This is a genomic window from Niveispirillum sp. FG148 (genome assembly GCF_057809655.1).
In genome coordinates this window covers 66,168-91,766 of record NZ_JBMDKJ010000006.1, presented here as the reverse complement: position 1 = coordinate 91,766, position 25,599 = coordinate 66,168, and the positions used below count along the sequence as shown (strand labels likewise).

The following is a 25,599-nucleotide window of genomic DNA, read 5'->3' as shown; positions in this document are numbered from 1 at the left end:
AAAATTGGTTCCCTATCAATCCATTGACCGCACCCGGCTTTCCAGCGGGTGCCAATAACACCGGACAGAGACATGCGTCTGCCCCTACAGATCGCCACTGCCGTTGCCATCGTCGCCATTGGGGGCGGGGTCTGGTATGTGACGGGTCGTGGCGGCAGCGCCGACACGGCGCAGCAAGCCACCATCCGCCCCATCAATGTCGTGGCGGTTCCGGCAACGCGTGGCGACATTGCTGTGGTGTTCGACGCCGTCGGCACCCTGCACGCGAACGAGGCGGTGACCGTGACCGCCAAGACGGCGGGTCTGGTTCGGTCCATCAATTTCACCGAGGGCCAGCTGGTCCAGGCCGGATCTACCCTGGTGGAACTGGACGATACGGAGGTCCGGGCCAACCTGGCCGTGGCCGAGGCGACGCGGCGCAATACGGCGCAGTTGCTGGACCGCGCCCGTGCCCTGTTGTCCAGCCAGCATGTGGCCCAGGCCCGCGTCGATGAACTGTCCCTGCAATTGCAGGGCGCCGAGGCGGCCATGCGCGCCGCCCAGGCGCGTTTGCAGGATCTGACCATCCGTGCGCCCTTTACCGGCTATGCCGGCCTGCGTCAGGTCAGCCCTGGCGCCCTGGTGCGGCCGGCCGACCCGGTGACGACGCTGGATGATACGCGCACGGTGAAGCTGGAATTCACGGTGCCGGAAGCGTCCCTGCGCAATCTGCGCCAGGGAATGGAGATTGCGGCGACCACGTCCGTCTATCCCGACCAGCCCGTCACGGGCCTGGTCACGGCCATCGACACCCGCATCGACACGATCACCCGCACAGTGGCGGCCCTGGCCCAGATCGACAACCATGACGGCCGCCTGCGGCCCGGCATGTTCATGACCGTGCGCCTGACCTTGGACAACCGCACCAATGTGGTGCTGGTGCCGGAGGAAGCGCTGGTGCCCGTGGGCGACCGGCAGTTCGTGTTCCTGGTCACTGGCGGCAAGGCCGAACGCCGTCCCGTCAGCATCGGCGCCCGGTCGCAAGGCCAGGTGGAGATCACGGCCGGCCTGCAGGGCGGCGAACTGGTGGTGACGCGCGGTATCCAGAAGATCCGCGACGGAGTGCCGGTGCAGCCGGAAACGGTGAGCGATGGCGCAGCCGCGCAATCGGCCTCGCGTCCAAGCCTGTAAAGGCCTGCCGGGGCGGCGATGGCCGCCTGCCGGCACCTGTATCGGTTGCGCAGCCGCCGGATGCGGCCGCGATTGTTGAAATCATCGATGCGTTCCAGGTGGGAAGCCCGTCATGGTCATCTCCGACATCTCCATCCAACGTCCTGTGCTGGCCTTCGTGATCAGCGCCATGTTGGTCGTGTTCGGCGTCCTGGGCTATGAGCGCCTTCCCGTGCGCGAATTGCCGAAGATCGACTATCCGATCGTCTCCATCTCCACCTCCTATCCCGGCGCCAGCGCCGAAGTGGTGGATAACGAGATCACAGAGCGGATCGAGGGTGTCATCAACGGCATCGAGGGGGTGAAGACCATCCGCTCCCGGTCGCGCGAGGGCGGCTCGTCCGTGTCGGTGGAGTTCGAGATCGACCGGGATATCGATGCCGCCAGCAACGATGTGCGCGACCGCGTGGGCCGTATCACCGACGCCCTGCCCGAAGAGGCGGACCTGCCGGAAATCAGCAAGGTCGACGCCGACAGCAATCCCATCTTCTGGATGACGCTGTCTTCCGATCGCATGAACCAGCTGGAACTGACCGACTTCGCCCGCCGCTATTTCCTGGATGCGCTGGGAACCGTGCCCGGTGTGGCATCGGTGCGCGTGGGTGGCCGCCGTGACTTCGCCATGCGCGTCTGGCTGGACCGCAACGCCATGGCCGCGCGCCATGTCACGGTTCAGGACGTGGAAGCCGCCATCCGGCGGGAGAATACCGAACTGCCCGCTGGCCGCATCGAAAGCAGCCAGCGCGAATTCACCGTGCGCACCGACACCCGCCTGAACCGTCCCGATCAGTTCGCGGCCATCCTGATCCGTCAGGACGGGCAGAACTGGATTCGTCTGGGCGAGGTGGCCAAGGTGGAGGTCGCCGCCCGCGATGATCGCGGCGATTTCCGCAGCAATGGCGGCAGCGCCATCGGCCTGGGCGTCATCCGCCAATCCACGGCCAACACGATGGAAGTGTCCAACGGCGTGCGCAAGCTGATGGAGGAATTCCGCCGCACCCTGTCGCCGGGCATGAAGCTGGAAGTCCGCCAGGATGACGCCACCTTCGTCGGCCAGTCGATCTATGAGGTGTTCCACGCCATCGCGGTGGCCATCGGGCTGGTGGTACTGGTGGTCTGGGTGTTCCTGCGCACCTTCCGCGCCACGCTGATCCCCGTCATCGCCATCCCCGTGTCGCTGGTGGCGGCCTTCGGCGTCATGGCGGCGCTGGGCTTTTCCATCAATGTGCTGACGCTGCTGGCCTTCGTGCTGGCCGTGGGTCTGGTGGTGGACGATGCCATCATCGTGGTGGAGAACATCTCCCGCCGGATCGAGGAGGGGGAGCCGCCGCTGCTGGCCGCCTATCGCGGGGCGCGGCAGATCGGCTTTGCCGTCATCGCCACCACGGCCGTGCTGATCGCCGTGATCGCGCCCCTGTCGATGCTGCCCGGCGACCAGGGCCGCCTGTTCCGGGAATTCGCCATGGCGCTGATGGCGGCCATCGGCTTCTCCTGCATCGTGGCGCTGACCCTGTCGCCCATGCTGTCGTCCAAGCTGCTGCGCGGGCATGAACCGGCGCGCGGCCTGTTCCGCTACAGCGAGGCCGCCCTGGATGCCGTGACGAACTTCTATATCAGGACATTGAAACAGGCGCTGGACGCGCGCACCCTGGTGCTGACCCTGATGGCCGCGGGCCTGGGCCTGACGGTGCTGATCGCGTTGGGCCTGCCCAGCGAACTGGCGCCGGTGGAAGATCGCGGCGTCGCCCGCATCTCCATCTCCGCCCCGGAAGGGGCCAGCATGGATTACACCATGCGCGAGGTGAACCAGGTCGAGGCACTGTTGCAGCCCTATGTCAAATCGGGCGAGCTGGACAGCATCCTGACCATCGTCAACCCCGGCTGGGGCGGCAATTCCGGTGTCAACCGCGCCATGGTCGTCATCCGTCCGCCGGCCTGGTCCGACCGTGTCGTGAACCGTTCCGTGCCCGATCTGGTGAACGAGCTGCGGCCCAAATTCGCCGCCATGCCCGGTTCGCGCATCGTGCCCATCCTGCCCTCGGGCCTGGGTGGCAGCGCATCGGCCAATCAGTTGCAGTTTGTCATCGGCGGCAACACGTTTGAGGAACTGGCCGAATGGCGCGACGCCATGATCGCCCGCCTGCAGCAATATCCCGGCCTGACCGGCTTTTCCGCTGATTATGACGAGACCAAGCCGCAGCTTTATGTGACGGTCGACCGCAACCGCGCCGCCGACCTGGGCGTGCCCGTCACCGTCATTGGCAGCACGCTGGAGACCATGCTGGGGGAAAAGCAGGTCACCCGTTATCTGGACCGGGGCGAAGAATATGACGTGGTGCTGCGCGCCGACGCGGCCGACCGCGGCAACCCGCGCGACCTGTCCAACATCTTCGTGCGTGGTACGTCGGCCGCCGGCACGGGCCAGCTTGTGCCGCTGGCCAACCTGATCACGGTGCGCGACGTGGCCGGCCCGACGGAGTTGAACCGGTATAACCGCCTGCGCTCCATCACCATTACGGCCAACCTGACCGAAGGGGCCGTGATGGGCGACGCCATGAAGGAGGTGCAGCGCGCCGCGGCGGAAGTGCTGCCGGCTGAAGCCCGGCTGAATTTCGAAGGGGCCGCCCGTCTGCAGCAGGAAGCCAGCAGCGCCATCTGGTTCGCCTTTGGCATGGCCATGCTGGTGGCCTTCCTGGTGCTGGCCGCCCAGTTCGAGAATTTCCGCCTGCCGGCCATGATCCTGGGGTCCGTTCTGCCGGCCGGTCTGGGCGGTGTGCTGGCCATCCAGCTCACGGGCATGTCGCTGAACACCTACACCCAGATCGGCCTGATCATGCTGATCGGCCTGATCGCCAAGAACGCCATCATGATCGTGGAATTCGCCAACCAGTTGCGTGAGGAAGGCCACGAGTTGCTGGAGGCCGTGGTGGAAGCGGCGCGCCTGCGTCTGCGCCCCATCCTGATGACCTCCATCGCCACCGTGTTCGGCGCCATGCCGCTGGCCCTGGCCCATGGGGCCGGTGCCGAAAGCCGCATGGCCATCGGCTGGGTGATCGTCGGCGGCGTGACGGTGGGGACGCTGCTGTCCCTGTTCATCACGCCCGTGCTTTATTCCATGTTCGCCCGCGGGGTACAGCCCATCGGCATTATCCGCCGCAAGATCGAGCAGGAGGAACGCCTGCACAACGCCCCGCCGCAGGTGCCCGCGGAATGAAGCCAACGGCCGGTAACATGGACCGGCGGTTGGGGCATCTTCCTCATGCGCGGGTCGGCGGTCGCCGGCCTGGGGGGATGGTTTGGAGCGGGAGAGCCCTCACCCTCCCAAACGCAGGCGCGTTCGGAAGGGTAAGGACCAGCACCATCGGCCCGGATTTCATGCCGATAGCATGATGTACCGGTCGAAGCGCGCCATGGCCGTTACAGCGCCAGGGCCGCTTCCTTTTCGGCGATCTGGGCCGCGTATTCGGCGGCCAGGATCTTGTGCTGTTCCAGCTGTGCTGCCTTCTGCGACGCGGTCGGCCGCTGGCTTTCGCTTTTCAACTGACCACAGGCGGCCAGAATGTCATCCCCGCGCGGGCGGCGGATGGGGCTGGCATAGCCGGCCTCGTTCACATAATCGCTGAACTTCTCGATCTGCTCCCAATCGCTGCGCTCGAACGGCGAACCGGGCCAGGGATTGAAGGGAATCAGGTTGATCTTGGACGGAATGCCGCGGATCAGGCGCACCAACTCGCGCGCATCGGCCATGCTGTCATTCACACCCTTCAGCATGACATATTCCCAGGTGCAGCGCCGGGCATTGTTCAGGCCGGGATAGGTGCGCACCGCATCCATCAATTCCTTGATGGGATATTTGCGGTTGATGGGCACGATGCGGTCGCGCAGCTCGTCATTCACGGCATGCAGGCTGACCGCCAGATTGACGCCCAGTTCCTCGCCCGCGCGCTTCATCATGGGCACCACACCGCTGGTCGAGAGCGTGATGCGCCGCTTGGAAATGGAGATACCCTCCCCATCCATGATGATCTTCAACGCCTTGGCGACATGGTCGTAATTATAGAGCGGTTCGCCCATGCCCATCATGACGATGTTGGACAGCATGCGGCCGTCCGGCGGGCTGGGCCATTCTTCCAGATGGTCGCGGGCCAGCATGACCTGTCCCACAATCTCGTCCGCCGTCAGGTTGCGCACCAGACGCTGCGTGCCTGTGTGGCAGAAGCGGCAGGTCAGGGTACAGCCTACCTGGGAGGAAACGCAGAGCGTGCCGCGATCCTCTTCCGGGATGTGGACGGCCTCCACCTCCTGCCCATCATGCATGCGGCACAGCCATTTGCGCGTGCCATCGACGGATTTCAGATCCTTGATGGGCATCGGACGGTCCACAAGGAACCGTTCGGCCAGCTTCTCCCGCGCGGGTTTGGCCAGGGTCGACATCAGGGCGAAGTCGGTGACGCCGCGATGATAGATCCAGTGCCAGACCTGACGCGCCCGGAACTTCTCGAATCCGGCGTCGGTCAGCGTGCTTTCCAGCTCTTCGCGGGAAAGGCCGACAAGGTTGATGCGACCGTCGGCGCGCGGGGCCGCCGGTGCGAAGCTGCTGCTGTGATTTTCGATGCCCATGATGCGGTTAAATGGCGCAAGGCCGTGCCTGTGTCAAAGGGCTTCCCGCAAAGGGGTGGCCTGCGGGCGGCGCAGGTTGCCCACATAGGCATGTATCATAAACAGGTAACCCGATTGGAAAAGGCTGGAAAGTCGAACGCCGCTTCGGGAGGCAAATCGTTAATCCCATTAGCCAAATTCCACCAAAACTATCCGCAGGGTCATATCAGCATTCACGCATTTTCAAGGGGTTTGGTTCATAGTGAACGGTGAGACAAGCTCGTATCCTGCCATTTCCATTTCCCGCAAGCATGCAAACCCGGTCCAACTTCGCCATCTTCTGTCTTGCGGTCACGACCTTGCTTGCACCGCTTCTGGTTGCGGCGTCGGCCGTACCTGAACAGGGCAAGACCTTCGCGGTCCTGCTGCCGCCATGGATGGATGAATCCAATCAGCTGGCGTTGCTGTCCGATGCAGGCGTGGCCTTGCGCGACAGTGGCAGCCTGACAGGCCTGGGGCCTTCCTTCTGGCTGGTGACGGTGCCTGATCCGGAAAGTGCCGGACGGCTGGCACGGGCGCCGGCGCTTCTGCTGGCCGGGTCACTGGTCGGTTGCGGCACCTGACGACAAGCTTCCCCGTTCATCATATTGGAATTCCGCCGATGTCACCCATCGATCGCATCCGGGCCGTAGCGCTCAACCTTTTCACGGCCTTCCTGTGGGCCTGTGTGCCGCTGACGCTGGTCTCCACCATCCTGGATCGGATCGGCTGGGTGTCGCCCTTGCTGTCGGCCCTGTTGATCGCGGCCGTCGGCACGGGTGCGCGGTTCGTGAACATGCAGCGGCCGGGCATCGAATATCTGATGGCGGTCCTGTCTGTCGCCCAGGTGTCCGTGCTGGTCGCCGCGGCGGCCGGCCCCTGGCAGATCGACGCGCATTTCCTTTATTTCGCCGTGCTGGCCATGCTGACCGCCTTCTGCAACTGGCGGGTCATCCTGGTGGGCGCCGGCGTCACGGCCGTCCATCACCTGACGCTCAGCTTCCTGCTGCCCGCCCTGGTTTTCCCCGACGGTCAGGGCAGCCTGCTGCGTGTCATCGTGCATGCCCTGGTGGTGGTGGCGGAGACGGCGGTGCTGCTGTGGCTGTCCTGGAACCTGGAACATGCCTTCCATTACAGCGAACATGCCCGCAGCAAGGCCGAATCGGCGGCAGCGGAGGCCGCGCGCCTGAAGGATGAGCAGTTGAACACCGCCGCCAGGCAGCGCGAGGAACGTATGGCCCTGCGCAAGGGGCTGGCGGACCGGTTCGTGGTCGATGTGGAAAGCCTGACCCTGCGCCTGGACGGTGCCGTGCGCGGCCTGCGGCAGGAAGCGGACCATCTGGGCACGACCGTGGCCAGCACGGGCGAAGTGACCCGCAGCGCCCGCGCCGAAGCAGAGGAGGCGACAGGCCATGCCGCCAGCGTGGCGGCCGCGGTGGAAGAAATGGCCGCCAGCATCGCCGAGGTGGCGCGCACGGCCAGCGGGGCCGCCAGTCAGGCCCGCGGCACGGCCGTGGAGGTGGACAAGGTGCGCGAACGCGTGGCCGAACTGTCGGAGACGGCGACGCGCATCGGCAATGTCGTGCAACTGATCGCCGATATCGCCAGCCAGACAAATCTGCTGGCGCTGAACGCCACGATCGAGGCGGCGCGCGCCGGTGAAGCTGGCAAGGGCTTCGCCGTGGTGGCGTCGGAGGTGAAGAGCCTGGCCACCCAGACGGGCCGCGCCACGGAGGATATCAGCCGTCAGGTGGCGGAAATCCAGGCCGCCACCCGCGCCGCCGTGGACGCCATCGCCGGCGTGGCCGACGCCGTGACGGCACTGGACAGCGGTGCCGGTGAAATCTCCGACGCGGTACAGCAGCAGGAAGCGACAGTGTTGGAAATCAGCCGGTCCATCCAGACCGTGTCCAACCGTACAGCCTCGCTGGGCCATGTCGTCGGCCAGATGGCCGATGTCGCGACGGAAATCGCCGCTGCGGTCGGCAAAACCCACGCCACGGCGGAGGAGACGGAGCGCATGTCCGCCGACATGAACAAGCGCCTGGATGGCTTCATCAAGGAGTTGCGCGACGCGGCGTGATCCGTTTCAGCCCGGCTGCCACCCGCCCAGGGGATAATCCTGGAGGATGTGGTAGGTCGGGCCGGACCGGCCCAGCACGCTTTCATAAAGACAATAGCGGTCCACCATGAAGGGGCCGGCCTGAAACAGGCCATTGGCCCCCATATAGGTGGCCAGCTTGGCCGCCGGCGTCTCCTGCAGATAGGCAAGCGTCACATGCGGGCTGAATTTCCGCTCCTCCGGCGGCAAACCCGCCCGGACCAGGGCCGATTCCACCCGGTCGCGCAGATGGTGCAGCGGGTCGCACGCAGCCACCCCCGCCCACAGCGCATGCTGCTTGTGCCCCTTGCCGAAACTGCCCAGACCCGACAGGCCCAGGGGGAAGGACGGCCCGGTGACAAGGTTCAGCGCCTCGTCAATATCCTGGGCCGTGCCTTCATCCACCTCTCCCAGAAAGCGAAGGGTCAGGTGGTAATTTTCCGGCGCCACCCAACGGGCCCCGGGCAGGCCCGCCGCCAGGCTGGACAGCCTCTCCGTCACTGTCTCCGGCATGGGCAGGCCGATGAACAGGCGCAGCATGGCGGCCCCCCGGTCGTCAGAGGCAGGGGTTGGGATTGCCGGCATGGACGGCATCCAAGGCCGCCAGCACCTCGGCCGACAGGGTCAGGGTGCCGGCATCGATGGCAACCCGCAGATGATCCAGGCTGGTGGCGCCGATGATGGTGCTGGTCACAAACGGCCGGGTGGCGACAAAGGCGATGGCCATGGCGGACGGGTCCAGCCCATGGGCCTGGGCAATGGCCAGATAGTCCTTTGTCGCCGCATCGCCGCGCGGCTGGTCATAGCGCGACTTGCGATGGTCGATGGCGCGGCGGGAGCCGGCCGGGATGGCCCCGTCCAGATATTTGCCGGCCAGCGTACCGGCCGCCAGCGGCGAATAGGCCAGCATCGACACATCCTCGCGCACGGCCACTTCCGACAGCCCCATCTCAAAACTGCGGTTCAGCAGATTATAGGGGTTCTGGATGCTGGCGATGCGGGGCAGGCCCAGCCGTTCAGCGGCCAGGATATAGCGCATGGTGCCCCAGGGCGTCTCATTCGACACGCCGACATGGCGCACCTTGCCGGCCTGGATCAGGTCGGCGAAGACGGAAAGCGTCTCCTCGATCGGCACCTCGTCCGGCTCCGCCAGCGGATAGGGCACCTGCCGGCCGAACCGGTCGGATTTCCGGTCGGGCCAGTGCAACTGGTACAGGTCGATATGGTCGGTGCGCAGGCGGCGCAGGCTGTCTTCCACCGCCTGCTCGATGCTACGGCGGTCGGCGCGGGCCTTGCCGCCGCGGATATAATCAATGCCATCGCCATTGCCGATGACCTTGCTGGCCAGCAGCACCTCGTTGCGGCGGCCGGTACGGGCGAACCATTCGCCGATGATCTCCTCCGTCCGGCCATGCGTGGCGGCGATGGGCGGGGCCGAATACATCTCCGCCGTGTCCCAGAAGAACAGGCCATGGTCCAGCGCCATGTCCATCTGGGCGAAGCCTTCTTCCGGCGTATTCTGCCGCCCCCAGGTCATGGTGCCCAGGCAGAGGGCGGGAACCTGGAGATCGGTACGGCCAAGACGACGAAGGGTCATGATTGATCCTGAATGGGTTTGCGCTGTGCGAATATGGGGAACTGGGGCGGCCAAAACCAGCCGACGCCCCGCGCCCGCGTCAATGCGCCTCCGCCCAGGACAGGCCGATGCCGGCTTCGGCGACCAGCGGGATGCCGATATCGACGGCCTGTTCCATGACGCGGCGGACCAGGGCGGATGTGGCCTCCAGCTCCGTCTCCGGCACCTCGAACAGCAATTCGTCATGCACCTGCAACAGCATGCGCGCCTTCAGCCCGGCATCGTCCAGGGCGCCGGGGATCTGGATCATGGCGCGCTTGATGATGTCGGCGGCCGTGCCCTGGATGGGGGCGTTGATGGCCTGACGCTCGGCATAGGCTTTGCGGGCACCCTTTTCCTGGATGCCGGGGATCCAGCATTTGCGGCCCAGGCGGGTGCGCACAAACCCGTCGCGAGCGGCTTCGGCCTTAGTCTTGTCCATATAGGCCTGAAGCTCCGGGAACCGTTCGAAATAGGCCTTGATGAAGGCCCCGGCCTCTCCCGGCGCGATGCCCAGCTGGCGCGACAGGCCGAAGCTGGAAATGCCATAGATGATGCCGAAATTGATGGCCTTGGCCCGGCGACGGATTTCCGACGTCATCTGGTCCAGCGGCACGCCGAACACCTGGGACGCCGTCATGGCATGGATGTCGATGCCGTCGCGGAAGGCCTTTTGCAGGGCCGGGATGCCGGCCATTTCCGCCACCAGCCGCAATTCGATCTGGCTATAGTCCACCGACATGATGCGATGGCCGGGGGCGGCCACGAAGGCGCGGCGGATCTTGCGCCCTTCCTCCGTCCGGATCGGGATGTTCTGCAGGTTGGGGTCGGTGGAGGACAGGCGGCCGGTGGAGGTGGCGGCCAGCGCGAAGCTGGTATGGACGCGGCCGGTCACAGGGTTGATCTGTTCGCCCAGCGTGTCGGTATAGGTGGATTTCAGCTTGGCGAATTGCCGCCAGTCCATGACCTTCTGGCAGATGGGAATGCCCAGATCGGCCAGTTCCTCCAGCACGGAACTGTCGGTGGACCAGGCGCCGGTCTTGGCGGATTTCTTGCCGCCCGACAGCTTCATCTCGTCGAAAAGGATCTCGCCCAGCTGCTTGGGGCTGCCGACATTGAATTCGCGGCCCGCCAGCTTGTGGATCTCGGCCTCCAGCTCCACCAGCCGCTTGGCGAAATCGTTGGACAGTTCCTTCAGGACCTGCCGGTCGACCAGCACGCCCTCCATCTCCATCCGCGCCACGACGGGGACCAGCGGCCGCTCGATGGTCTCATAGACCGTGACCATATGATCGGCCAGAACGTCATGACGCAGCACATGCCACAGGCGCAGCGTGATGTCCGCATCCTCCGCCGCGTAGGCCGTGGCCTTGTCCAGCGGCACCCGGTCGAAGGTGATGCGCGCCTTGCCCGTGCCCGTCACCTCGTCGAAGGAGATGGTGGTGATGCCCAGATGGCGCTGGGCCAGTTCATCCATGCCATGCCCATGCCGGCCACCGCCGATGACATAGGATCGCAGCATGGTGTCGTCATGCGGGGCGACGGTAACGCCATGCTTGGCGAACATCTGCCAGTCGAACTTGATATTGTGCCCGACCTTCAGCACGCCCGGATGTTCCAGCAGCGGCTTCAGGATTTCCAGGGCGCGGGTCAGGGGGATCTGCTTGGGCGGCGGGGCGCCGTCACCGAAATCCAGCCCGCCCGCCCCTTCCTTGGGCGCCGACGGATCGATATGGCCCACGGGGATGTAACAGGCACGGCCCGGCCGGGTGGCCAGCGAGATGCCGACCAGCCGCGCCCGCATCGGCGTCAGCCCGTCCGTCTCCGTATCCACGGCCACGACCCCGGCCTCGATCCCTTCAGCGACCCAGGCGGCCAGCGCCTCCTCATGATCGACCAGGATATGTTCCACCGTCTCCGGGCGGGGGATGTGGGCGTCGGCGCGGGCCTCCACGGGTGCGGCGCTGGGGGCGTAGCTGCGGCCATCCAGGGCGGCGCGCAGGTCGCGGCGCTGCTGCTCCCCGCCACCACCGGCGGCGGCCTGGATGGCGGCGCCATCGGCCAGGGTGCCGTCGGCCGCGATCTCCGCCTTCACCTTGGCGATGATCGACCGGAAGCCCTGCACGCCCAGCCACGACAAAAGCCGGCCCACATCCGGTTCCCGCACCTTCAGGTCGGTCACCGGCACGGGCACGGGGACATTTTCCTCCAGCTTCACCAGCCGTTTGGAAATGCGGGCCAGATCGGCATTCTCGATCAGCTTCTGCCGCCGGCCGGCCTGCTTGATCTCGCCCGCGCGTTCCAGCAGCACCTCCAGCGAGCCATATTCGGTGATCAGTTGCGCCGCCGTCTTGATGCCGATGCCGGGCACGCCCGGCACATTATCGACGCTGTCGCCGGCCAGGGCCTGCACATCCACCACCTTTTCCGGCGGCACGCCGAACTTCTCGAACACCTCGTCCGGGCCGATCAGGCGGTTCTTCATCGGGTCCAGCAGGCGGATGCCATCATCCACCAGCTGCATCAGGTCCTTGTCCGACGACACGATGGTGACGGGCCGGCCCAGCGCGCGGGCCTGGCGGGCGTAGGTGGCGATCAGGTCATCCGCCTCATACCCTTCCAGCTCGATGCTGGGCAGGTTGAAGGCTTCCACCGCCTCGCGGATGATGGCGAATTGCGGCCGCAGGTCTTCGGGCGGGTCGGGCCGGTGGGCCTTGTATTCCGGATAGAATTCATTGCGGAAATTCAGCCGCTTGCTGTCGAAGATGATGGCCACCGCATCGGCCTTCAGTTCCGCCAGCAGCCGCATCAGCATATTGGTGAAGCCCATGACGGCGTTCACCGGCGTGCCGTCCGGCCGGTTCAGCGGCGGCAGCGCGTGATAGGCGCGGAAGATGAAGCCCGACCCATCCACCAGATAAAGCGGGGTGCCATCGGCGGGCGGAAGCGTGGGGGCGGTGTCGGTCGGCATGGGCGGCCTGTCGTTCCGGCTGTGTTCTTGCTGCCCGGAACATGGACCAAGCGCGCCCCGCTGTCGAGGGGGCGAAGCCCGCCGGCCACCAGCAAGCACGGTGCTCCTGGTTTGTGGTGGCGAGACATCCGCGGGGACGCTAAAATCCCTTCATGAACCGGCTTCTTGAACGCGCCTTTGCTGAGCTGTCCCGTCTTCCTGACGAAGCACAGGAAGCCATTGCTGTTGGCCTGCTGGAACAGGCGGCGGCTGAACGGCAACGGGGGGCTTTGCGGGCGACCCTGGCCGAACGACGGGCAATGGCGGCTGCCGGCCATGTCGTTGATGGGGAGACCGCTCTGGCGACCCTGCAAGACAGGCTTTTTCCCGGCAAAGAATAAGCGATGCCCAGCTATGTCATCGCCGACGACGCATTGCTGGAAATCCAGGACATCGTCCTGACCATAAAGGCGGTCAATGAACCAGCAGCCAGGAATTGGCTGGATGAACTCCGCAGAAAGCTGGCCGTCCTGGCCACCATGCCCCGCCTGGGGCGTATTCGTGATGATCTGATCACCGGCATGCATGTCTTCCCCTATGGGAAGTATCTGATTTTCTACGACATTACGGACGCTGGGATCACCGTGCTGCATGTTGTCGATGGTCGGCAGGACGTCCCCAATCTGCCCATCACCACGATCCGTTCCTGATCACACCGGAAAGGCTTGGCGTTACGGTCCGCTGGCCGCCGCCCCAAAAGCAGGTTAGGCTGTTAACCATAATTCACCCAAGCAAACCAAAGGGGGATTGGTCATGGGCAAGCGGTTGGCATTGTCGGCCCTGGCGGGCGGTTTCATCCTGTTCTTCTGGGGCTGGATCTGGTTCGGCATGCTGCCGATGGCGCGCACGGTGACATCCATCCTGCCGCCGACGGCGGCGGAACCGGTCGTGGCGGCGCTGAAGGCGGCCGATCTGCCCACGGGCACCTATCTCTGGCCCGCCGGCGATGACAGCAGTGAAGAGGCGTTTGCCCAGTCGCAGGCCGCCTTTGCCGCCGGCCCCGTGCTCATGCTGCATTACCGGGCCGAAGGCGCGGGCTTCATGGACCCCAAGGTCATGGGGACGGGCCTGATCCATTTCATCCTGTCTGCGGCCCTGGTTGGCTGGCTGGTCGCCCGCGGCGGGGCCGGCAGCTATGGTGCGCGCTGGGTCAGCGTGGCGGGAATCGGGCTGGCCGTCGGCTTCATCGCGCGGTTCAGCGAGCCGATCTGGTTCTTCGCCCCCTGGCCGCATTTCCTTTACTATGCGGCCGGCGACGTGACGGGTTGGGCGCTGGCCGGGCTGGCCATGGCGCGGCTGCTGAAACCGGCGGAAAGCTGACGGGCGGGGCGTGGGGCCGGTTGCCGAACGGGGCGTTCCGTGCTAGGTCCGGCGGCTAATACCCATTCCTTCCAGCCGGAGTTTTTTGATGTCCGACGAGTCCATTGACAACGGTACCCAGGCCGACGCCGCCGACGCCCGTTCCGCCGGCCCTGCCTCGCTCGTCGTCAATCTTCAGTATGTGAAGGACCTGTCGTTCGAGAACCCGAACGCCCCGCGCATCCTGGCCGCCGCCACCGAACAGCCCAAGATCGACCTGCAGGTCGATCTGCAGGCCCAGGGTCTGGCGGAAAACGTGGCCGAGGTGCAGATGCGCCTGCGGGCCGAGGCGACGGTGGGCGACGCCACGGCCTTCATCGCCGAGCTGGTCTATGCCGGTGTGTTCACCCTGCCGCCGCTGCCGCCGGAGCAGCAGCGCGCGGTGCTGCTGATCGAAGGGCCGCGCCTGCTGTTCCCGTTCGCGCGCCAGATCATCGCCGACGTGACCAGCCAGGGCGGCTTCCCGCCGCTGCTGCTGCAGCCGCTGGATTTCGTGGAACTGTATCGGCGTCAGGTCCTGGCCCAGCAGTCCCAGATGGGCGAGGCCCAGGGCAACGCCTGATCGGGTTCGACGGCAAGAAAAAGGGCCCGCCCGGTCACCGGCGCGGGCTCTTTTTGATTCAGGCGCCGATCTGGTCGGCCGACAGGCCGGGCGACCCCGTGCCGGCCGCTTCCGCCTGCCGCACCCGGTCGCGCACGGCGGTGCAGACAGGTGCCGGCAGGCCGTGGCGGGCGGCCAGATCGATGACGGCCCCTTGCAACCGGTCGATCTCCGTCGGGCGGTGCCGTTCCAGATCCTCCCACATCGACGACCGGGCCAGCGGATCAATGGACAGCATCCGTTTCGCCACGCGCCGGAACAGCCCATCGGGCAGCACCAGCACATAGGGCAGCAGCCGGGGCGACAGCGGTCCCAGCGTGGCCGGGCGGATGCCGGCGGCGGCCAGGGCCCGCAGCCCTTCCCGCTGCTGTGCCGCCAGCAGGCGGCGCCAGGGGCGCTGTGCCAGCTGCTGGGCCAGCGGCAGGCCCGACAGGGCGTTCAGCGCATTGTTCAGATTGATCAGCAGCTTGCCCCACAGCACCGCGTCCATCGCGGCACTTTCCACCACGGGCAGGCCGGGAACGTCCAGCTCACAACGCACGCCGGGCTGGCGGCCATCGATGGTGATCTGCCCGCCCGTGCCGCGGTGGAAGCGGCCATCGGGCAGTTGCACGATGTTGAACGGCACCATCCCGGCCAGCACACGGTGTGCGCCCAGCCGGGCCGCCAGGATATCGGCATTGCCGACACCGTTCTGCAAGCTGACCACGATGGCGTCGGGTGGGGCGTGGGTGGCGATCAGGTCGGCCATGGATGCGGTGTCGGCGCATTTCACCGTGACCAGGATCAGGCTGGCATCGCGCATGGCCGACGCCGCCTCCACCTCCAGCCGCAGGCGGGGGCCGGCGCCGACATTGCCCGACCACCCCTCCAGATCGCTGAAACGCAGGCCGCGCGTGGCAATGCGGTCCAGCAGGGACGGGCGGCCCAGCAGGGTGACGGGACGTCCGGCCAGCGCCAGACAACCACCGGCATAGCAGCCGACGCTGCCGGCCCCGGCGATCAGGATACGGCGACCAGCCGGCATGATGCGATCAGGCCTGATGCGCGGGCAGGCCCAGTGCGCCGGGGCCGCCGATCCCGTCGGCCACCAGCCGTTCTACCTCCGCCTCCACATCCTTGCGCACGCCGATGGCGAAATAGGCCTCCGCCGTCAGGAACAGGGGCGCCACGAAGATCTGCAACAGATTGGCGGTCAGAGCGGGCTTATTGCCCTCGAACTTGTGCCCCAGCAACTGTACGGCCCAGCCGCCGAAAAACGCGACCAGCCCGATTGTGGCGCTGACCGCCGGCGGCTGCGTGGTCAGATGGTCGGCCAGCATCAGCAGCGGGATGGAGATCAGGGCCAGCGTGCCGCCGATCAGCGCATCCAGATAGACATAATAGGCCGCCAGCGCCGCCATCAGCAGCAGGGCCAGACTGACGGTCGTGCCCGCCACCGGCACGGTCACATAGGACAAAGCCAGCATGACGGCGAAAACAATGGTCGGCACGCCGAAGTAATGGGTCAGCCGGTTCTTCGGGTGCCGGTGATAGGCCGAATAGAAGGCCATGCTGCGGGCCAGACGGCCGACATTCTGCGTGCTCATCCCTTGTTTCCTCCCCATGAAGATGTAAAAACAGACCGATTGGTTTGTTTTTACATCGGAGCGGCTTTCATGGCAATGATGAAAGCGGCAAACGGTTGGGGCTTCCATGGACGAAGGCGTGAAGGAAAGACCGGTTCGGCGCAGCCAGGCCGATCGGCGGGGGGAGATGCGGCAGCGGCTGGTGGCGGCGACGCTGGACGCGCTGTCGGACCATGGGCAGGCGGGGGCGTCGCTGTCGGTGATCCTGGACCGGGCCGGCGTGTCACGCGGGGCCTGGGCCCATCATTTCGACACCAAGGCGGAAATGCTGGCCCTGGCCGCGGAAGGCTTGCTGCGCGATGCGGTCGCGGCGGCCGGCGCCCTGACGCCCGGCTTCTCCCCCGACCTGCCCCTGGACCAGCGCCTGTCGGCGATGATCGAGGCGGCCTGGACCCGCTTCTATACCGGCCGCCACCGCGATCTGTTGTTCGAGGTGGCGCTGGCCGCGCGCACGGATGCGGAATTGCGCGACCGTCTGGCCCCCATCTTCGCCGGCTTCCTGTCCACCATCGGCGCCAACTGGGGCCTCACCCTGGCGCCGGGACGGGGTGCGGTGGCGGAAATGGCCGACCTGATGGTGCTGACCATCTATATGCTGCGCGGCATGGCCATGCAGGAACTGGCCGCCGGGCCGGTGCCGGACCATCCGGGGCTCCGGGCGCTGTGGGTGCGATTGCTGGCGGGGTATTTGGGGTAGGGGTGCGCTAAGTAGCCGACGCCCCTTTGCCGAACAGCCCGGCCACCAAGGCCATCGGTATGTACAGTTTCAGCGGTCGATCAGGGAAGGCAACGAACCCTTCGCGGCGGTAGAAGTCCGCAGCCCCCTCATCCTTTGCGTCCACAATGATGGCAAAGGATGCAATCTCGCTGCGCCAGACGCGGTGCAGCGCATCGGCCAACAACAACCGCCCAAGGCCTTGTCCCTGTGCCCGGCGATCCACCGCCAACCGTCCCAGCAGCGTGGCCGGCAGCGACGGGTAGCGGGGCACGCGCTTGGTCAGTGCGGGCGGCAGTTCGGCCAGTCCCACGGCGGTGGCGGACAGGGTGTAAAAGCCGGTGACGATCCCCATCTCATCCAGCAGGGCGAAGGGGGCCGCGACATGACGACGGGCATCCTGTCCCGCCTGCATCCGGAAATAGCGGTTCAGCGCGTCGATGCCGCAATCAAATGATGCCCGGTCGTGATGGGCGGCAAGCGCTTCAATGCGCCAGGGCAAGTCGTCCGCCAAGGTCAGACGCCCATGGTCTGCCGATAACGCGCCACCGTCTCCCGCAGCCGGTCATTGGGTGCCGGCGGGTTCAACAGCGCTTCGACAAAGGCCTGACTGTCGCGCAGCGACAGTTCCAGGCGCTGATGTTCCTCAATGGTCCGCTTTGCAGCTTCCTGCACGCTGGACAGCACGAAATCTGTGACACTGCGCCCCTGCAACGCCGCTGCCTGCTCGATCAGTCGCTTCTGCTCTGCGGTGACGCGGGCTTCAAGCCGCTCGGCGCGGGTACGGGTTGGGGTGGCGGTGGGCATGGGGGAAAGCTCCAATTTAGGAGGAAAAATGTACGGCCATTGGCCGGTGGATGCAAGCAGTACTCTGAAGCAGCCAAAAGAGATGCCAGCAACCACCGGGAAACCAGTCGTCAGACGAACACGCCGATGAAGACGACTGTCAGGGGATTACCGTATCTGTACAGCCCTTCGAAGTCACATCAGTAAATTGCAGGAAGTCGCACGCATTTACTGTGAACTCAGCCACAGCATCAAGATAAAGCTCCGCTCTCGAGCTCTTCGTGCGCACCCTCTTGATCCATTCAGATTTAATCTCTCTGTATCGAGTGTCTGCTAATTTTTTTAGTGACTGATATTCAACAGATTCCGTCATTGTCTCTGTCAAGAAAAGCCTATCTATTGCTAGATCTTGGAACTTCCTATGGTGATGCGATAAGTTCCGTTCTTTTATCTCGGAGTTAAATTCCTTTTTAAACAGCGCAATAAATTTACCATAATTTTGGATTATTTCTGAGTTGTGGATCTTGATATTATCAAAATGGCATTTTACTCTCTCTGAGAATTCATAGAATTTTCCGAAATACATCTCGCATACATTTACCAAATGCGTGTGTTTTTGTATTGGCAATCCCCTAAATGGATAGCGCCTAAAATAAAACTCGATGTCCTTCAAGTCCGAAATTGAATTTTCCAGAGAAAAATAAGACATAACTATTGCGTGTTGTTTCTCAATATCTTTCGAAAAGCTAAATTCTTCAACTTCATTGACGGATGCGCTTTCATCGAAAAACATCGTGGTATTAAATTTTCTTCTATTCCATTCGCGCCATCCAGGGAAATCGTCTAGCTTCGCCATCCATTGGCGAATTCCAATGTGAATTCTTTCTCTTTTATCTATAGGCATCGGATATTCTTACCATCGAGATATTTCGAAAGCAGGGGCCTTTCAGCCCCCGCCCCAAACCCTCACACCACCCGAATATTCTTGAACTGCCACGGATCAGACGTATCCAGATCCTCCGAGAAGAACTTGTTCCGCCCTTCCAGCGGGGTCCAGTCGGTATAGGCGCCGACCACCGGCCCCAGATACGGCATGCAGATATCCAGGCAGCGCTGGAAATCCATGTCGTCGGCTTCGACGATGCCGCGGTCCGGGTTCTCGATGGCCCAGATCATGCCGGACAAGGCGGCGACCGTGACCTGCAGGCTGGTGGCGCTGTTGAATTCCACCAGCTGGCGGGCTTCCGAACAGGTGAGCTGGGAGCCGAACCAGTAGGCGCCCTTCTCATGGCCAGCCAGCAGCACGCCCAGCTCGTCCACGCCGTCGATGATCTCCTTCATCATCAGACGCTGGGTTTCCTGCTGGACGAAGTTCTTGCCGGCGAATTCGTGGATCGATTTGATCGCGTCGTCGCAGGGGTGATAGGCGTAGTGACAGGTCGGGCGATAGACGGCGTTGCCGGCCTCGTCACGCACCGTCAGATAGTCCGGGATGGACAGCGCCTCGCTATGCGTGATCAGGAAGCCGTGGAAGGGGCCTTCCATCGGGGTCCAGGTGCGCACGCGCTGGGTCACGCCCGGCCGGTTCAGGATGATGCCGGCCTGACAGCCGAAATCATGGCGGATGCCGTCGGGCGGGAACGTCGCCTCATGCGTGCCCCAGCCCATTTCGGCCGGCTGGCACCCTTCGGAGATGAAGCCGTCGATCGACCAGGTATTGACGAACTCCCCCCGCTTCTTGGGGATGGAGGAGACCTGGGTGTCGCGTTCGGCGATGTGGATCACCTTCAGGCCCAGTTCGTGGGCTAGCTTGGCCCAGCCGGCGCGGTCGGTCGGCACGCTGCTGATGTCGCGGCCCGTATCCTCCGCGATGTTCAGCATGGCCTGCTTCACGAAATGCGACACTAGGCCCGGATTGGCGCCATGGGTCAGCACGGCCGTGGGCGCGTTGGTGCCCAGCTTCGACCGCATGGCCAAAGCCTGTTCGCGCAGCGCGTAGTTGGAGCGCATGGAGGGCGACAGGCTGGCGTCGGTATAGCCACCGGCCCAGGGCTCGATACAGGTGTCGAGATAGAGCGCGCCGCGTTCAGCGCACAGTTCCACCAGCGCGATGGACGAGACATCCACCGACAGGTTCAGCAGGAAATCACCCTTGGAGATCAGGGGGTCCAGCACGGCCCGGTAATTCTGCCGGGTCAGCGGTTCCTTGACGAACTTGATGCCGAAATAGTCAGCCTCACCGTGGCCGCGCTCGTCCGCCGTGACGATGGTGATGTTCTGAGGTTTGATGTCGATATGCCTCAGAATCAGCGGCAGGACACCTTGACCGATGCTGCCGAAACCTACCATCACAAGACGCCCGGGAAGGGCACAATGCTTCTGATATTGGGTCATTTTCGTGGGTTCTCCGGGGCTATTACCCGCCTATGGGAGCCTCATGGCTTGTGGGGTTGACGTGCTTCAGACTTGACGCAGGACAACAGAAAGGCACGGCCCCGCCCGATGGATGGGACCGTGCCCGGTGTGAAACTATCGCTATGCTATATCATGCTTCACGTTTAGTGAAGACGATGTGAACCAGAGGTATCACCTTGCCGGTCTTGGGCGCAATGGCGTCCATATGAAATACTCGTGTACGCCCCTGGAAGAGTTCCGTGAATTTCAGGGGAATCACCTGCCCGTCGGCCTGCACCATGTCTGCGGTCCAGGTCATGGTATTGGTCGCAGCGTCCCAGCGGCCGCGATCGTTGCGGATGCGGTGGTCGTTATTGTCGGTCCAGATCCCGATATATTCACCGGCCTTGGGATCGAAACCCCAGACGCCCGTCCCCTGATAGGGCGTGCCGTCCACCGAAAATTCATTCAGCATCCAGTTGCCATCGGAGCGCAGGCGGTTCACCTGCACGCCCTTGGCCTTGCCATCGGGTACGCCTTCCTGGCGCGACGGGAAGGTGATGTCGGCATCCCACACCCCTTCCTCCAGCGCCAGCACGGCCAGCTCTTTCGGCTTTTCCGGCGCCTGCTGGGAGAGCGCGGGCAGGGTGACGGCCAGTGCCGCCAGAGCACCCGCCAAGAATTGTTTCAGTTGTTTCATGTTATTTCTTCCAAAGTCGTTGCAAATTTGATCACACCCACCCGATATCAAGTCTATAGTTGAAGATGCACGTTGCACAAGGCCGGTGAAGACTTTGAGTTTGACAGTTATCATGACGAAATAGACTTGCTTGATATTTCATTCCGGCCGCGGCCATCGTCTCCCGTGCCATTGGCCGCCGGCATCGTGTCCTCCGCCTATCTGCCTGCCGCCCCCTGTGCGTATCGGCGGGGATGCCCATATGATGGCCATGTCCAGGAACCTTGCTCTGCCGGCGCTGGTCGCCCTTCTGGCCCTGTTCCCCCCGGTGGGGGCGCAGGAGAACCCTTTGCTGCAGCCGCCACCGCCGCTGCCCGGCCTGCCCAACACCGGCAGCGCCACCGGAGCGGAGCTGGATCGGATGCGGTCCGACATGCTGCGCCCGCCCTCGGCCGCCGATCAGGTGCGCCCGCCCGACCCGATGCAGGCCCGTGACCTGAACGACCGCCGTCTGGATTCGGAACGGCTGCAACGGTCCTTGCAGGAGCCGTCGGTGCCGCCGATGACGATCGAGGGCCCGCGCCCGCCAGATAATGCGATGCCGGAACCCCGCATCACCCATGGCCGCAAGAAAGGCGCCCCCACCCCGGCGCAGTCCTCCCCCGTCCCCGACCGCAAGCCGGACGCGCCGCCGGGGCCTTGACGCCAGGGTCTTGACGCCACCGCCGCTTTCCTGTTGTTGACGGGAAGTGCCAGCGGAACCGGACCCATGATCCCCATCACCCCCTATATCGCCATCGACGAGGAGGAGCTGCAGGAGAGTTTCCTGCGCGCCGGCGGTCCGGGCGGGCAGAATGTCAACAAGGTGGAAACAGCGGTCCAGCTTCGGTTCGACGTCGCCAACTCCCCTTCCCTGCCCGACTGGCTGAAACAGCGGGTGCGCGGGGTGGCGGGCCGCAAGCTGACGGCAGAGGGCGTGCTGGTTCTGGTCGCACAGGCCCATCGCAGCCAGGAACGCAACCGCGAGGATGCGAAGGCAAGGCTGGTCGAGATTCTGGCCAAGGCGGCCGAACGTCAGGCGCCGCGCCGCCCGACCCGGCCCACCCTGGCCTCCAAGACCCGGCGGCTGGACGCCAAATCCACCCGGTCCGGGGTGAAGAAGATGCGGGGGCGGGTGGATACGGACTGAAAGGTTGTGACGAAGTGGTGAAGTTGCACCCAGCCATTCGCAATACCCCTTTGCGTGGTACGGGGTTCATGTCTTAATGCGTTTACATCCCGCCGCGTCCGCTGTGGCCGTTTGGAAACGCATCCAGCCTCCATGACCAAGTTCACCCGTACCAGCGACAGCCCGCGTGTCGATCTCAGCAAGGTGGCGATCCAGAAATCGCCGTCGCTGCTGGATGAACGGCTGGGCGTCTATCGCAACAAGATCACACAGGCCGAGGTTGACGTGCTGCTGAAGCAGCATCAGGCCTTTGTGGAACAGCGCATCCAGGGCGTGCGGGCACATTTCAAGCTGTGCGAACTGTCCAACCTGGATTTGTCGGGTTCGGTGCTGGCCTCGGCCGATTTCACCGGGGCCAAGCTGCATAATTCGCTGCTGCGCGGCGCCGATCTGCGCATGACCAATTTCTACGCCGCCGACCTGACGGAGGCGGACCTGATGCATGCCGACCTGACGGCGGCCGACATGCGGGGCGCCATCCTGCGCGGCGCCGTGCTGATCAGCTGCAACCTGACCTCCGCCGATTTCCGCAACGGCACCCTGGCCCTGGCGCGCAATGGGGAGCTGGTGTCGGTGCAGGCCTCCTCCGAAGCCGACCTGTCCAAGGCCGTGATCATGCGCGCCACCCTGTCCAAGGCGCGGCTGTCGGACAGTTTCGTCATGCAGACGGACCTGCGCGATGCCGACCTGCGCGGGTCGATCCTGGTGAAGGCCAACCTGTCCGACAGCAACCTGACCGGCTGTGACCTGACCAGCTGCGACCTGACGGAAGCCAATCTGGAAGGGGCGAACCTGGAGGGCGCCATCCTGACCGGGGCCGTGCTGCGCCATGCCAACCTGAAAAGCGCCAACCTGATCGGCGCCATCCTGGACGGGGTCGACCTGACGCTGGCCAATATCGAGGATATCAAGACTGTCGAGCAATTGGCCGGGATGGAGGAAAGCCTGGCCGAAATGCTGGTGGCGCACGCCAAATGGATCGAAACCAATGGCGCCCAGGGCAAGCAGCTGGACCTGTCGGGCAAGGACCTGACCGGCGTGGACCTGTCGCGCATGACGCTGTCGGCGGGCATCTTCCGCGGGGCCGTGCTGCGCAATGCCAACCTGTCGCGGTCGGCCCTGCTGATGGCCGACCTGTCATCGGCCGATCTGCGCGGGGCCAATATGCGCAATTCCAATCTGCGCGGCGCCCGCCTGATCCGGTCCATGATGGTGGGGGCGGACATGACGGGGGCGCTGGCCGCCCCCATCAATATCCAGGGCCATGACTGGCAGACCAACATGGAACGCGCGCGGCTGGGCAAGGCCATCCTGGTCGGCGCCGACCTGACGGGGGCCAACCTGACCGGGGCCGATCTGCGCCAGGCCCAGATTCGCAATGTCAGCATGAAATTCGCCGACCTGACGGATGCCAACCTGACCAATGCCGACATGCGCGGCGTGGATTTCAGCAAGTGCAAGCTGGCCAATGCCAAAGGCCTGCCCGACGATGACCTGGAAGGGGATGATTGATCCCGGGCCGGTTCCCTGCTACCGACCATTCATGGTTACGCATTACGACATCATCATCGCCGGTGGCGGGGCCGCCGGGCTGTACGCCGCCATTTTCGCCGGACGCCGGGGACGGCGCGTGCTGGTCATCGACCATGCGGAAAAGGTCGGCAAGAAGATCCTGATTTCCGGTGGCGGGCGCTGCAACTTCACCAATCTGGAAGCGAAGCCCGATCGCTACCTGTCGGAAAATCCGCATTTCTGCATTTCCGCCCTGCGCCGTCATACCCAGCATGATTTCATTGGGCTGGTCGAACGCCATGGCATCGGCTGGCACGAAAAGAAGCTGGGCCAGCTGTTCTGCGACGATGGCGCGGGCCGCATCCTGGAGATGCTGCTGGCCGAATGCGCCGATGCCGGTGTGGCGATCCGTACCGAATGCCGGATTGATGATGTGGTGCCGGGGACCGGTGGCGGCTTCACGCTGACCACCAGCCACGGGACCTTCACGTCCGACAGCTTCATCCTGGCCACGGGCGGCCCGTCCATTCCGAAGATGGGGGCTACGGATTTCGCCTTCCGGCTGGCCCGTCATTGGGGTCTGTCGGTGGTGCAGCCGCGCCCGGCGCTGGTGCCGCTGACCTTCGCGCCCGATGATCTGAAGAAGCTGGAGGGCCTGTCGGGCGTGCCGCTGGAGGCGACGGTGTCCTGTGGCAAGGGCCGGTTCCGCGAAGCGCTGCTGATCACCCATCGCGGCCTGTCGGGACCGTCCATCCTGCAAATCTCAAGCTTCTGGCGGGAAGGGCAGGCAGTGGCCATTGATCTGTCGCCCGATCAGCCCCTGGCCGACCATCTGAAGGGCCTGAAGCGCACGCGGCCGAAGGCGGAACTGAAGACCATCCTGGGGGAACTGCTGGCGCGCCGCTTTGCGGAACGTCTGTTCGAGGTGGGCCTGCTGGGGCCGGCCCCCCTGGTCAGCCGCCCGATGGCCGATATCAAGGATGCCGACCTGTCCGCCGTGGCGGCGGCATTGCACGCCTGGACCGTGCATCCCGACGGGACCGAAGGCTATCGCACGGCGGAGGTGACGGCGGGCGGTATTGATACGGCCGAATTGTCGTCCAAGACTATGGAAGCCAAGAAAATCCCCGGCCTGTACGTGGTGGGGGAGGCGGTGGACGTCACCGGCTGGCTGGGCGGCTATAATTTCCAATGGGCCTGGAGCAGCGGGCACGCGGCGGGCTTGGCCGCGTAACCGTCGTTGACACGGCATTGCCGCCCCCCAAAACGCGCCGGACAATGGGAGGGTGAGGGCCAGCGACTGGCGGTCCGTAATCCCGCCCCGGCATCATTCCGCCCTCAAAATAACCCCTGTTACGAGCCAATCAGCCCCAGTTCCGGGCTGGATGCCTCGGCCCGGTGGCGCTTGGGGATGCGGCCGGCCAGACGGGCCAGACGGCCGCCATCGACGCCGGCGCGCATGGCGGCCGCCATCTTCACCGGATCGGTGCTTTTCGACACGGCCGTGTTCAGCAGCACGGCATCGCAGCCCAGTTCCATGGCCAGCGCCGCGTCGCTGGCCGTGCCGATCCCGGCATCCAGAACGACGGGAACCACACTGTTCCGGCAGATCGTTTCGATATTGTAAGGGTTGAGGATGCCCAAACCGGTGCCGATCGGCGCGCCCAACGGCATGACGGCGGCACAGCCGACATCGGCCAGCCGGCGGCAGACGATGGGGTCATCGGTGCAATAGGGCAGCACCACGAACCCGTCGCGGACCAGTTCGTCGGCGGCACGCAGCAACTGTTCGACATCGGGATAAAGCGTCTCCCGGTCGCCGATCAGTTCCAGCTTGATCCAATTCGTGTCCATCGCCTCGCGCGCCAACTGCGCCGTCAGCACGGCATCCTTGACCGTGGAACAGCCGGCCGTGTTGGGCAGCAGCCAGACCTTGCCGGCCACCAGATCCAGCAACCCCTCGCCATAGCCCGTCAGGTCGGCGCGGCGAACGGACACGGTCAGGATTTCCGCACCCGACGCGGTCAGACTGTCCAGGAACACCTGCTGGTTGGGATAGCCAGCGGAGCCCAGGAACAGACGCGACTGGAAGCTTTTGCCCGCGATCTTCAACGGATCGGTCAT

25 protein-coding genes are annotated in these 25,599 nt (G+C 64.7%); 13 read left to right on the top strand and 12 right to left on the bottom strand.

Annotation, left to right across the window (positions count from 1 at the left end; genetic code table 11):
• Positions 1 to 72 precede the first annotated feature (72 nt).
• Both ACODTW_RS08665 and ACODTW_RS08660 read left to right on the top strand, forming a co-directional pair.
• A complete protein-coding gene (locus ACODTW_RS08665) occupies positions 73 to 1,170 on the top strand; it encodes an efflux RND transporter periplasmic adaptor subunit (RefSeq protein ID WP_488945571.1) in 1,098 nt (365 codons plus the stop codon).
• A 112-nt stretch (positions 1,171 to 1,282) separates the two neighbouring features.
• Entirely contained in the window at positions 1,283 to 4,423 is a 3,141-nt protein-coding gene (locus ACODTW_RS08660; protein WP_488945570.1) for an efflux RND transporter permease subunit, read from the top strand.
• Between the two features lie 203 nt (positions 4,424 to 4,626).
• On the opposite strand, the gene rlmN is transcribed toward ACODTW_RS08660, so the two are convergent.
• Positions 4,627 to 5,829 (bottom strand): dual-specificity RNA methyltransferase RlmN, encoded by a 1,203-nt coding sequence (gene rlmN / locus ACODTW_RS08655; RefSeq protein ID WP_488945569.1) that lies wholly within the window; start codon positions 5,827 to 5,829, stop codon positions 4,627 to 4,629.
• Between the two features lie 338 nt (positions 5,830 to 6,167).
• On the opposite strand from rlmN, the gene ACODTW_RS08650 reads away from it, so the two are divergent.
• Positions 6,168 to 6,431, top strand: coding sequence for a hypothetical protein (locus ACODTW_RS08650; RefSeq protein ID WP_488945568.1), 264 nt, complete (start codon positions 6,168 to 6,170; stop codon positions 6,429 to 6,431).
• 38 nt (positions 6,432 to 6,469) lie between these two features.
• Positions 6,470 to 7,930, top strand: a complete 1,461-nt coding sequence (locus ACODTW_RS08645; protein WP_488945567.1) for a methyl-accepting chemotaxis protein — start codon at positions 6,470 to 6,472, stop codon at positions 7,928 to 7,930.
• Between the two features lie 6 nt (positions 7,931 to 7,936).
• On the opposite strand, the gene thpR is transcribed toward ACODTW_RS08645, so the two are convergent.
• The 3 genes from thpR to polA all read right to left on the bottom strand — a co-directional run bounded on the left by thpR (position 7,937) and on the right by polA (position 12,534).
• The gene (gene thpR / locus ACODTW_RS08640; protein WP_488945566.1) at positions 7,937 to 8,533 is read right to left on the bottom strand and encodes an RNA 2',3'-cyclic phosphodiesterase; all 597 of its coding nucleotides are present in this window, start codon (positions 8,531 to 8,533) and stop codon (positions 7,937 to 7,939) included.
• Complete coding sequence (locus tag ACODTW_RS08635; protein ID WP_488945565.1) at positions 8,505 to 9,545, bottom strand: aldo/keto reductase; 1,041 nt, start codon at positions 9,543 to 9,545, stop codon at positions 8,505 to 8,507. Before ACODTW_RS08635 ends, thpR begins: the two co-directional genes overlap by 29 nt.
• Before the next feature lie 79 nt (positions 9,546 to 9,624).
• Positions 9,625 to 12,534: a DNA polymerase I gene (gene polA, locus ACODTW_RS08630; protein WP_488945564.1), complete on the bottom strand. Its 2,910-nt coding sequence runs from the start codon at positions 12,532 to 12,534 to the stop codon at positions 9,625 to 9,627.
• Positions 12,535 to 12,686: 152 nt separating this feature from the next.
• On the opposite strand from polA, the gene ACODTW_RS08625 reads away from it, so the two are divergent.
• The 4 genes from ACODTW_RS08625 to secB all read left to right on the top strand — a co-directional run bounded on the left by ACODTW_RS08625 (position 12,687) and on the right by secB (position 14,494).
• Positions 12,687 to 12,914, top strand: a complete 228-nt coding sequence (locus tag ACODTW_RS08625; protein WP_488945563.1) for a hypothetical protein — start codon at positions 12,687 to 12,689, stop codon at positions 12,912 to 12,914.
• Between the two features lie 3 nt (positions 12,915 to 12,917).
• Entirely contained in the window at positions 12,918 to 13,223 is a 306-nt protein-coding gene (locus ACODTW_RS08620) for a type II toxin-antitoxin system RelE/ParE family toxin (RefSeq protein ID WP_488945562.1), read from the top strand.
• A gap of 103 nt (positions 13,224 to 13,326) precedes the next feature.
• Entirely contained in the window at positions 13,327 to 13,893 is a 567-nt protein-coding gene (locus ACODTW_RS08615; RefSeq protein WP_488945561.1) for a hypothetical protein, read from the top strand.
• Between the two features lie 88 nt (positions 13,894 to 13,981).
• Positions 13,982 to 14,494 (top strand): protein-export chaperone SecB, encoded by a 513-nt coding sequence (gene secB, locus ACODTW_RS08610; protein WP_488945560.1) that lies wholly within the window; start codon positions 13,982 to 13,984, stop codon positions 14,492 to 14,494.
• A gap of 58 nt (positions 14,495 to 14,552) precedes the next feature.
• Here the strand turns inward: secB and ACODTW_RS08605 are convergent, their stop codons facing one another.
• Together ACODTW_RS08605 and ACODTW_RS08600 are read right to left on the bottom strand one after the other, a co-directional pair.
• Positions 14,553 to 15,560, bottom strand: a complete 1,008-nt coding sequence (locus ACODTW_RS08605) for a 2-dehydropantoate 2-reductase (RefSeq protein ID WP_488945559.1) — start codon at positions 15,558 to 15,560, stop codon at positions 14,553 to 14,555.
• A 7-nt stretch (positions 15,561 to 15,567) separates the two neighbouring features.
• On the bottom strand, positions 15,568 to 16,122 hold the full coding sequence (locus tag ACODTW_RS08600; RefSeq protein WP_488945558.1) for an Mpo1 family 2-hydroxy fatty acid dioxygenase: 555 nt from the start codon (positions 16,120 to 16,122) through the stop codon (positions 15,568 to 15,570).
• Positions 16,123 to 16,228: 106 nt separating this feature from the next.
• On the opposite strand from ACODTW_RS08600, the gene ACODTW_RS08595 reads away from it, so the two are divergent.
• A complete protein-coding gene (locus tag ACODTW_RS08595) occupies positions 16,229 to 16,858 on the top strand; it encodes a TetR/AcrR family transcriptional regulator (protein ID WP_488945557.1) in 630 nt (209 codons plus the stop codon).
• Between the two features lie 7 nt (positions 16,859 to 16,865).
• Here ACODTW_RS08595 and ACODTW_RS08590 read toward each other — a convergent pair whose 3' ends face one another.
• The 5 genes from ACODTW_RS08590 to ACODTW_RS08570 form a co-directional block, all read right to left on the bottom strand.
• Positions 16,866 to 17,390: a GNAT family N-acetyltransferase gene (locus ACODTW_RS08590; protein WP_488945556.1), complete on the bottom strand. Its 525-nt coding sequence runs from the start codon at positions 17,388 to 17,390 to the stop codon at positions 16,866 to 16,868.
• Between the two features lie 2 nt (positions 17,391 to 17,392).
• Positions 17,393 to 17,683, bottom strand: a complete 291-nt coding sequence (locus ACODTW_RS08585) for a type II toxin-antitoxin system TacA family antitoxin (RefSeq protein ID WP_488945555.1) — start codon at positions 17,681 to 17,683, stop codon at positions 17,393 to 17,395.
• 139 nt (positions 17,684 to 17,822) lie between these two features.
• Positions 17,823 to 18,518: a hypothetical protein gene (locus ACODTW_RS08580; RefSeq protein WP_488945554.1), complete on the bottom strand. Its 696-nt coding sequence runs from the start codon at positions 18,516 to 18,518 to the stop codon at positions 17,823 to 17,825.
• Positions 18,519 to 18,628: 110 nt separating this feature from the next.
• Entirely contained in the window at positions 18,629 to 20,056 is a 1,428-nt protein-coding gene (locus tag ACODTW_RS08575) for a homospermidine synthase (protein ID WP_488945553.1), read from the bottom strand.
• A 151-nt stretch (positions 20,057 to 20,207) separates the two neighbouring features.
• Complete coding sequence (locus tag ACODTW_RS08570; protein ID WP_488945552.1) at positions 20,208 to 20,756, bottom strand: DUF1579 family protein; 549 nt, start codon at positions 20,754 to 20,756, stop codon at positions 20,208 to 20,210.
• Between the two features lie 250 nt (positions 20,757 to 21,006).
• Here ACODTW_RS08570 and ACODTW_RS08565 point away from each other — a divergent pair, with 250 nt between their 5' ends.
• The 4 genes from ACODTW_RS08565 to ACODTW_RS08550 all read left to right on the top strand — a co-directional run bounded on the left by ACODTW_RS08565 (position 21,007) and on the right by ACODTW_RS08550 (position 24,709).
• The gene (locus ACODTW_RS08565) at positions 21,007 to 21,438 is read left to right on the top strand and encodes a hypothetical protein (RefSeq protein WP_488945551.1); all 432 of its coding nucleotides are present in this window, start codon (positions 21,007 to 21,009) and stop codon (positions 21,436 to 21,438) included.
• Positions 21,439 to 21,504: 66 nt separating this feature from the next.
• Entirely contained in the window at positions 21,505 to 21,924 is a 420-nt protein-coding gene (gene arfB, locus ACODTW_RS08560; protein WP_488945550.1) for an alternative ribosome rescue aminoacyl-tRNA hydrolase ArfB, read from the top strand.
• 132 nt (positions 21,925 to 22,056) lie between these two features.
• Positions 22,057 to 23,475, top strand: a complete 1,419-nt coding sequence (locus tag ACODTW_RS08555) for a pentapeptide repeat-containing protein (RefSeq protein ID WP_488945549.1) — start codon at positions 22,057 to 22,059, stop codon at positions 23,473 to 23,475.
• Between the two features lie 31 nt (positions 23,476 to 23,506).
• Complete coding sequence (locus ACODTW_RS08550) at positions 23,507 to 24,709, top strand: BaiN/RdsA family NAD(P)/FAD-dependent oxidoreductase (RefSeq protein WP_488945548.1); 1,203 nt, start codon at positions 23,507 to 23,509, stop codon at positions 24,707 to 24,709.
• Positions 24,710 to 24,828: 119 nt separating this feature from the next.
• Here ACODTW_RS08550 and ACODTW_RS08545 read toward each other — a convergent pair whose 3' ends face one another.
• On the bottom strand, positions 24,829 to 25,599 hold the full coding sequence (locus tag ACODTW_RS08545) for a thiazole synthase (RefSeq protein ID WP_488945547.1): 771 nt from the start codon (positions 25,597 to 25,599) through the stop codon (positions 24,829 to 24,831).

Bases quoted from the DNA above. Each gene is read 5' to 3' on its own strand.
- ACODTW_RS08665 (WP_488945571.1), top strand. From the start codon at position 73: ATGCGTCTGCCCCTACAGATCGCCACTGCCGTTGCCATCGTCGCCATT.
- ACODTW_RS08660 (WP_488945570.1), top strand. From the start codon at position 1,283: ATGGTCATCTCCGACATCTCCATCCAACGTCCTGTGCTGGCCTTCGTG.
- rlmN (WP_488945569.1), bottom strand. From the start codon at position 5,829: ATGGGCATCGAAAATCACAGCAGCAGCTTCGCACCGGCGGCCCCGCGC.
- ACODTW_RS08645 (WP_488945567.1), top strand. From the start codon at position 6,470: ATGTCACCCATCGATCGCATCCGGGCCGTAGCGCTCAACCTTTTCACG.
- thpR (WP_488945566.1), bottom strand. From the start codon at position 8,533: ATGCCGGCAATCCCAACCCCTGCCTCTGACGACCGGGGGGCCGCCATG.
- ACODTW_RS08635 (WP_488945565.1), bottom strand. From the start codon at position 9,545: ATGACCCTTCGTCGTCTTGGCCGTACCGATCTCCAGGTTCCCGCCCTC.
- polA (WP_488945564.1), bottom strand. From the start codon at position 12,534: ATGCCGACCGACACCGCCCCCACGCTTCCGCCCGCCGATGGCACCCCG.
- ACODTW_RS08625 (WP_488945563.1), top strand. From the start codon at position 12,687: ATGAACCGGCTTCTTGAACGCGCCTTTGCTGAGCTGTCCCGTCTTCCT.
- ACODTW_RS08620 (WP_488945562.1), top strand. From the start codon at position 12,918: ATGCCCAGCTATGTCATCGCCGACGACGCATTGCTGGAAATCCAGGAC.
- ACODTW_RS08615 (WP_488945561.1), top strand. From the start codon at position 13,327: ATGGGCAAGCGGTTGGCATTGTCGGCCCTGGCGGGCGGTTTCATCCTG.
- secB (WP_488945560.1), top strand. From the start codon at position 13,982: ATGTCCGACGAGTCCATTGACAACGGTACCCAGGCCGACGCCGCCGAC.
- ACODTW_RS08605 (WP_488945559.1), bottom strand. From the start codon at position 15,560: ATGCCGGCTGGTCGCCGTATCCTGATCGCCGGGGCCGGCAGCGTCGGC.
- ACODTW_RS08600 (WP_488945558.1), bottom strand. From the start codon at position 16,122: ATGAGCACGCAGAATGTCGGCCGTCTGGCCCGCAGCATGGCCTTCTAT.
- ACODTW_RS08595 (WP_488945557.1), top strand. From the start codon at position 16,229: ATGGACGAAGGCGTGAAGGAAAGACCGGTTCGGCGCAGCCAGGCCGAT.
- ACODTW_RS08585 (WP_488945555.1), bottom strand. From the start codon at position 17,683: ATGCCCACCGCCACCCCAACCCGTACCCGCGCCGAGCGGCTTGAAGCC.
- ACODTW_RS08580 (WP_488945554.1), bottom strand. From the start codon at position 18,518: ATGGCGAAGCTAGACGATTTCCCTGGATGGCGCGAATGGAATAGAAGA.
- ACODTW_RS08575 (WP_488945553.1), bottom strand. From the start codon at position 20,056: ATGACCCAATATCAGAAGCATTGTGCCCTTCCCGGGCGTCTTGTGATG.
- ACODTW_RS08570 (WP_488945552.1), bottom strand. From the start codon at position 20,756: ATGAAACAACTGAAACAATTCTTGGCGGGTGCTCTGGCGGCACTGGCC.
- ACODTW_RS08565 (WP_488945551.1), top strand. From the start codon at position 21,007: ATGTCCAGGAACCTTGCTCTGCCGGCGCTGGTCGCCCTTCTGGCCCTG.
- arfB (WP_488945550.1), top strand. From the start codon at position 21,505: ATGATCCCCATCACCCCCTATATCGCCATCGACGAGGAGGAGCTGCAG.
- ACODTW_RS08555 (WP_488945549.1), top strand. From the start codon at position 22,057: ATGACCAAGTTCACCCGTACCAGCGACAGCCCGCGTGTCGATCTCAGC.
- ACODTW_RS08550 (WP_488945548.1), top strand. From the start codon at position 23,507: ATGGTTACGCATTACGACATCATCATCGCCGGTGGCGGGGCCGCCGGG.
- ACODTW_RS08545 (WP_488945547.1), bottom strand. From the start codon at position 25,599: ATGACCGATCCGTTGAAGATCGCGGGCAAAAGCTTCCAGTCGCGTCTG.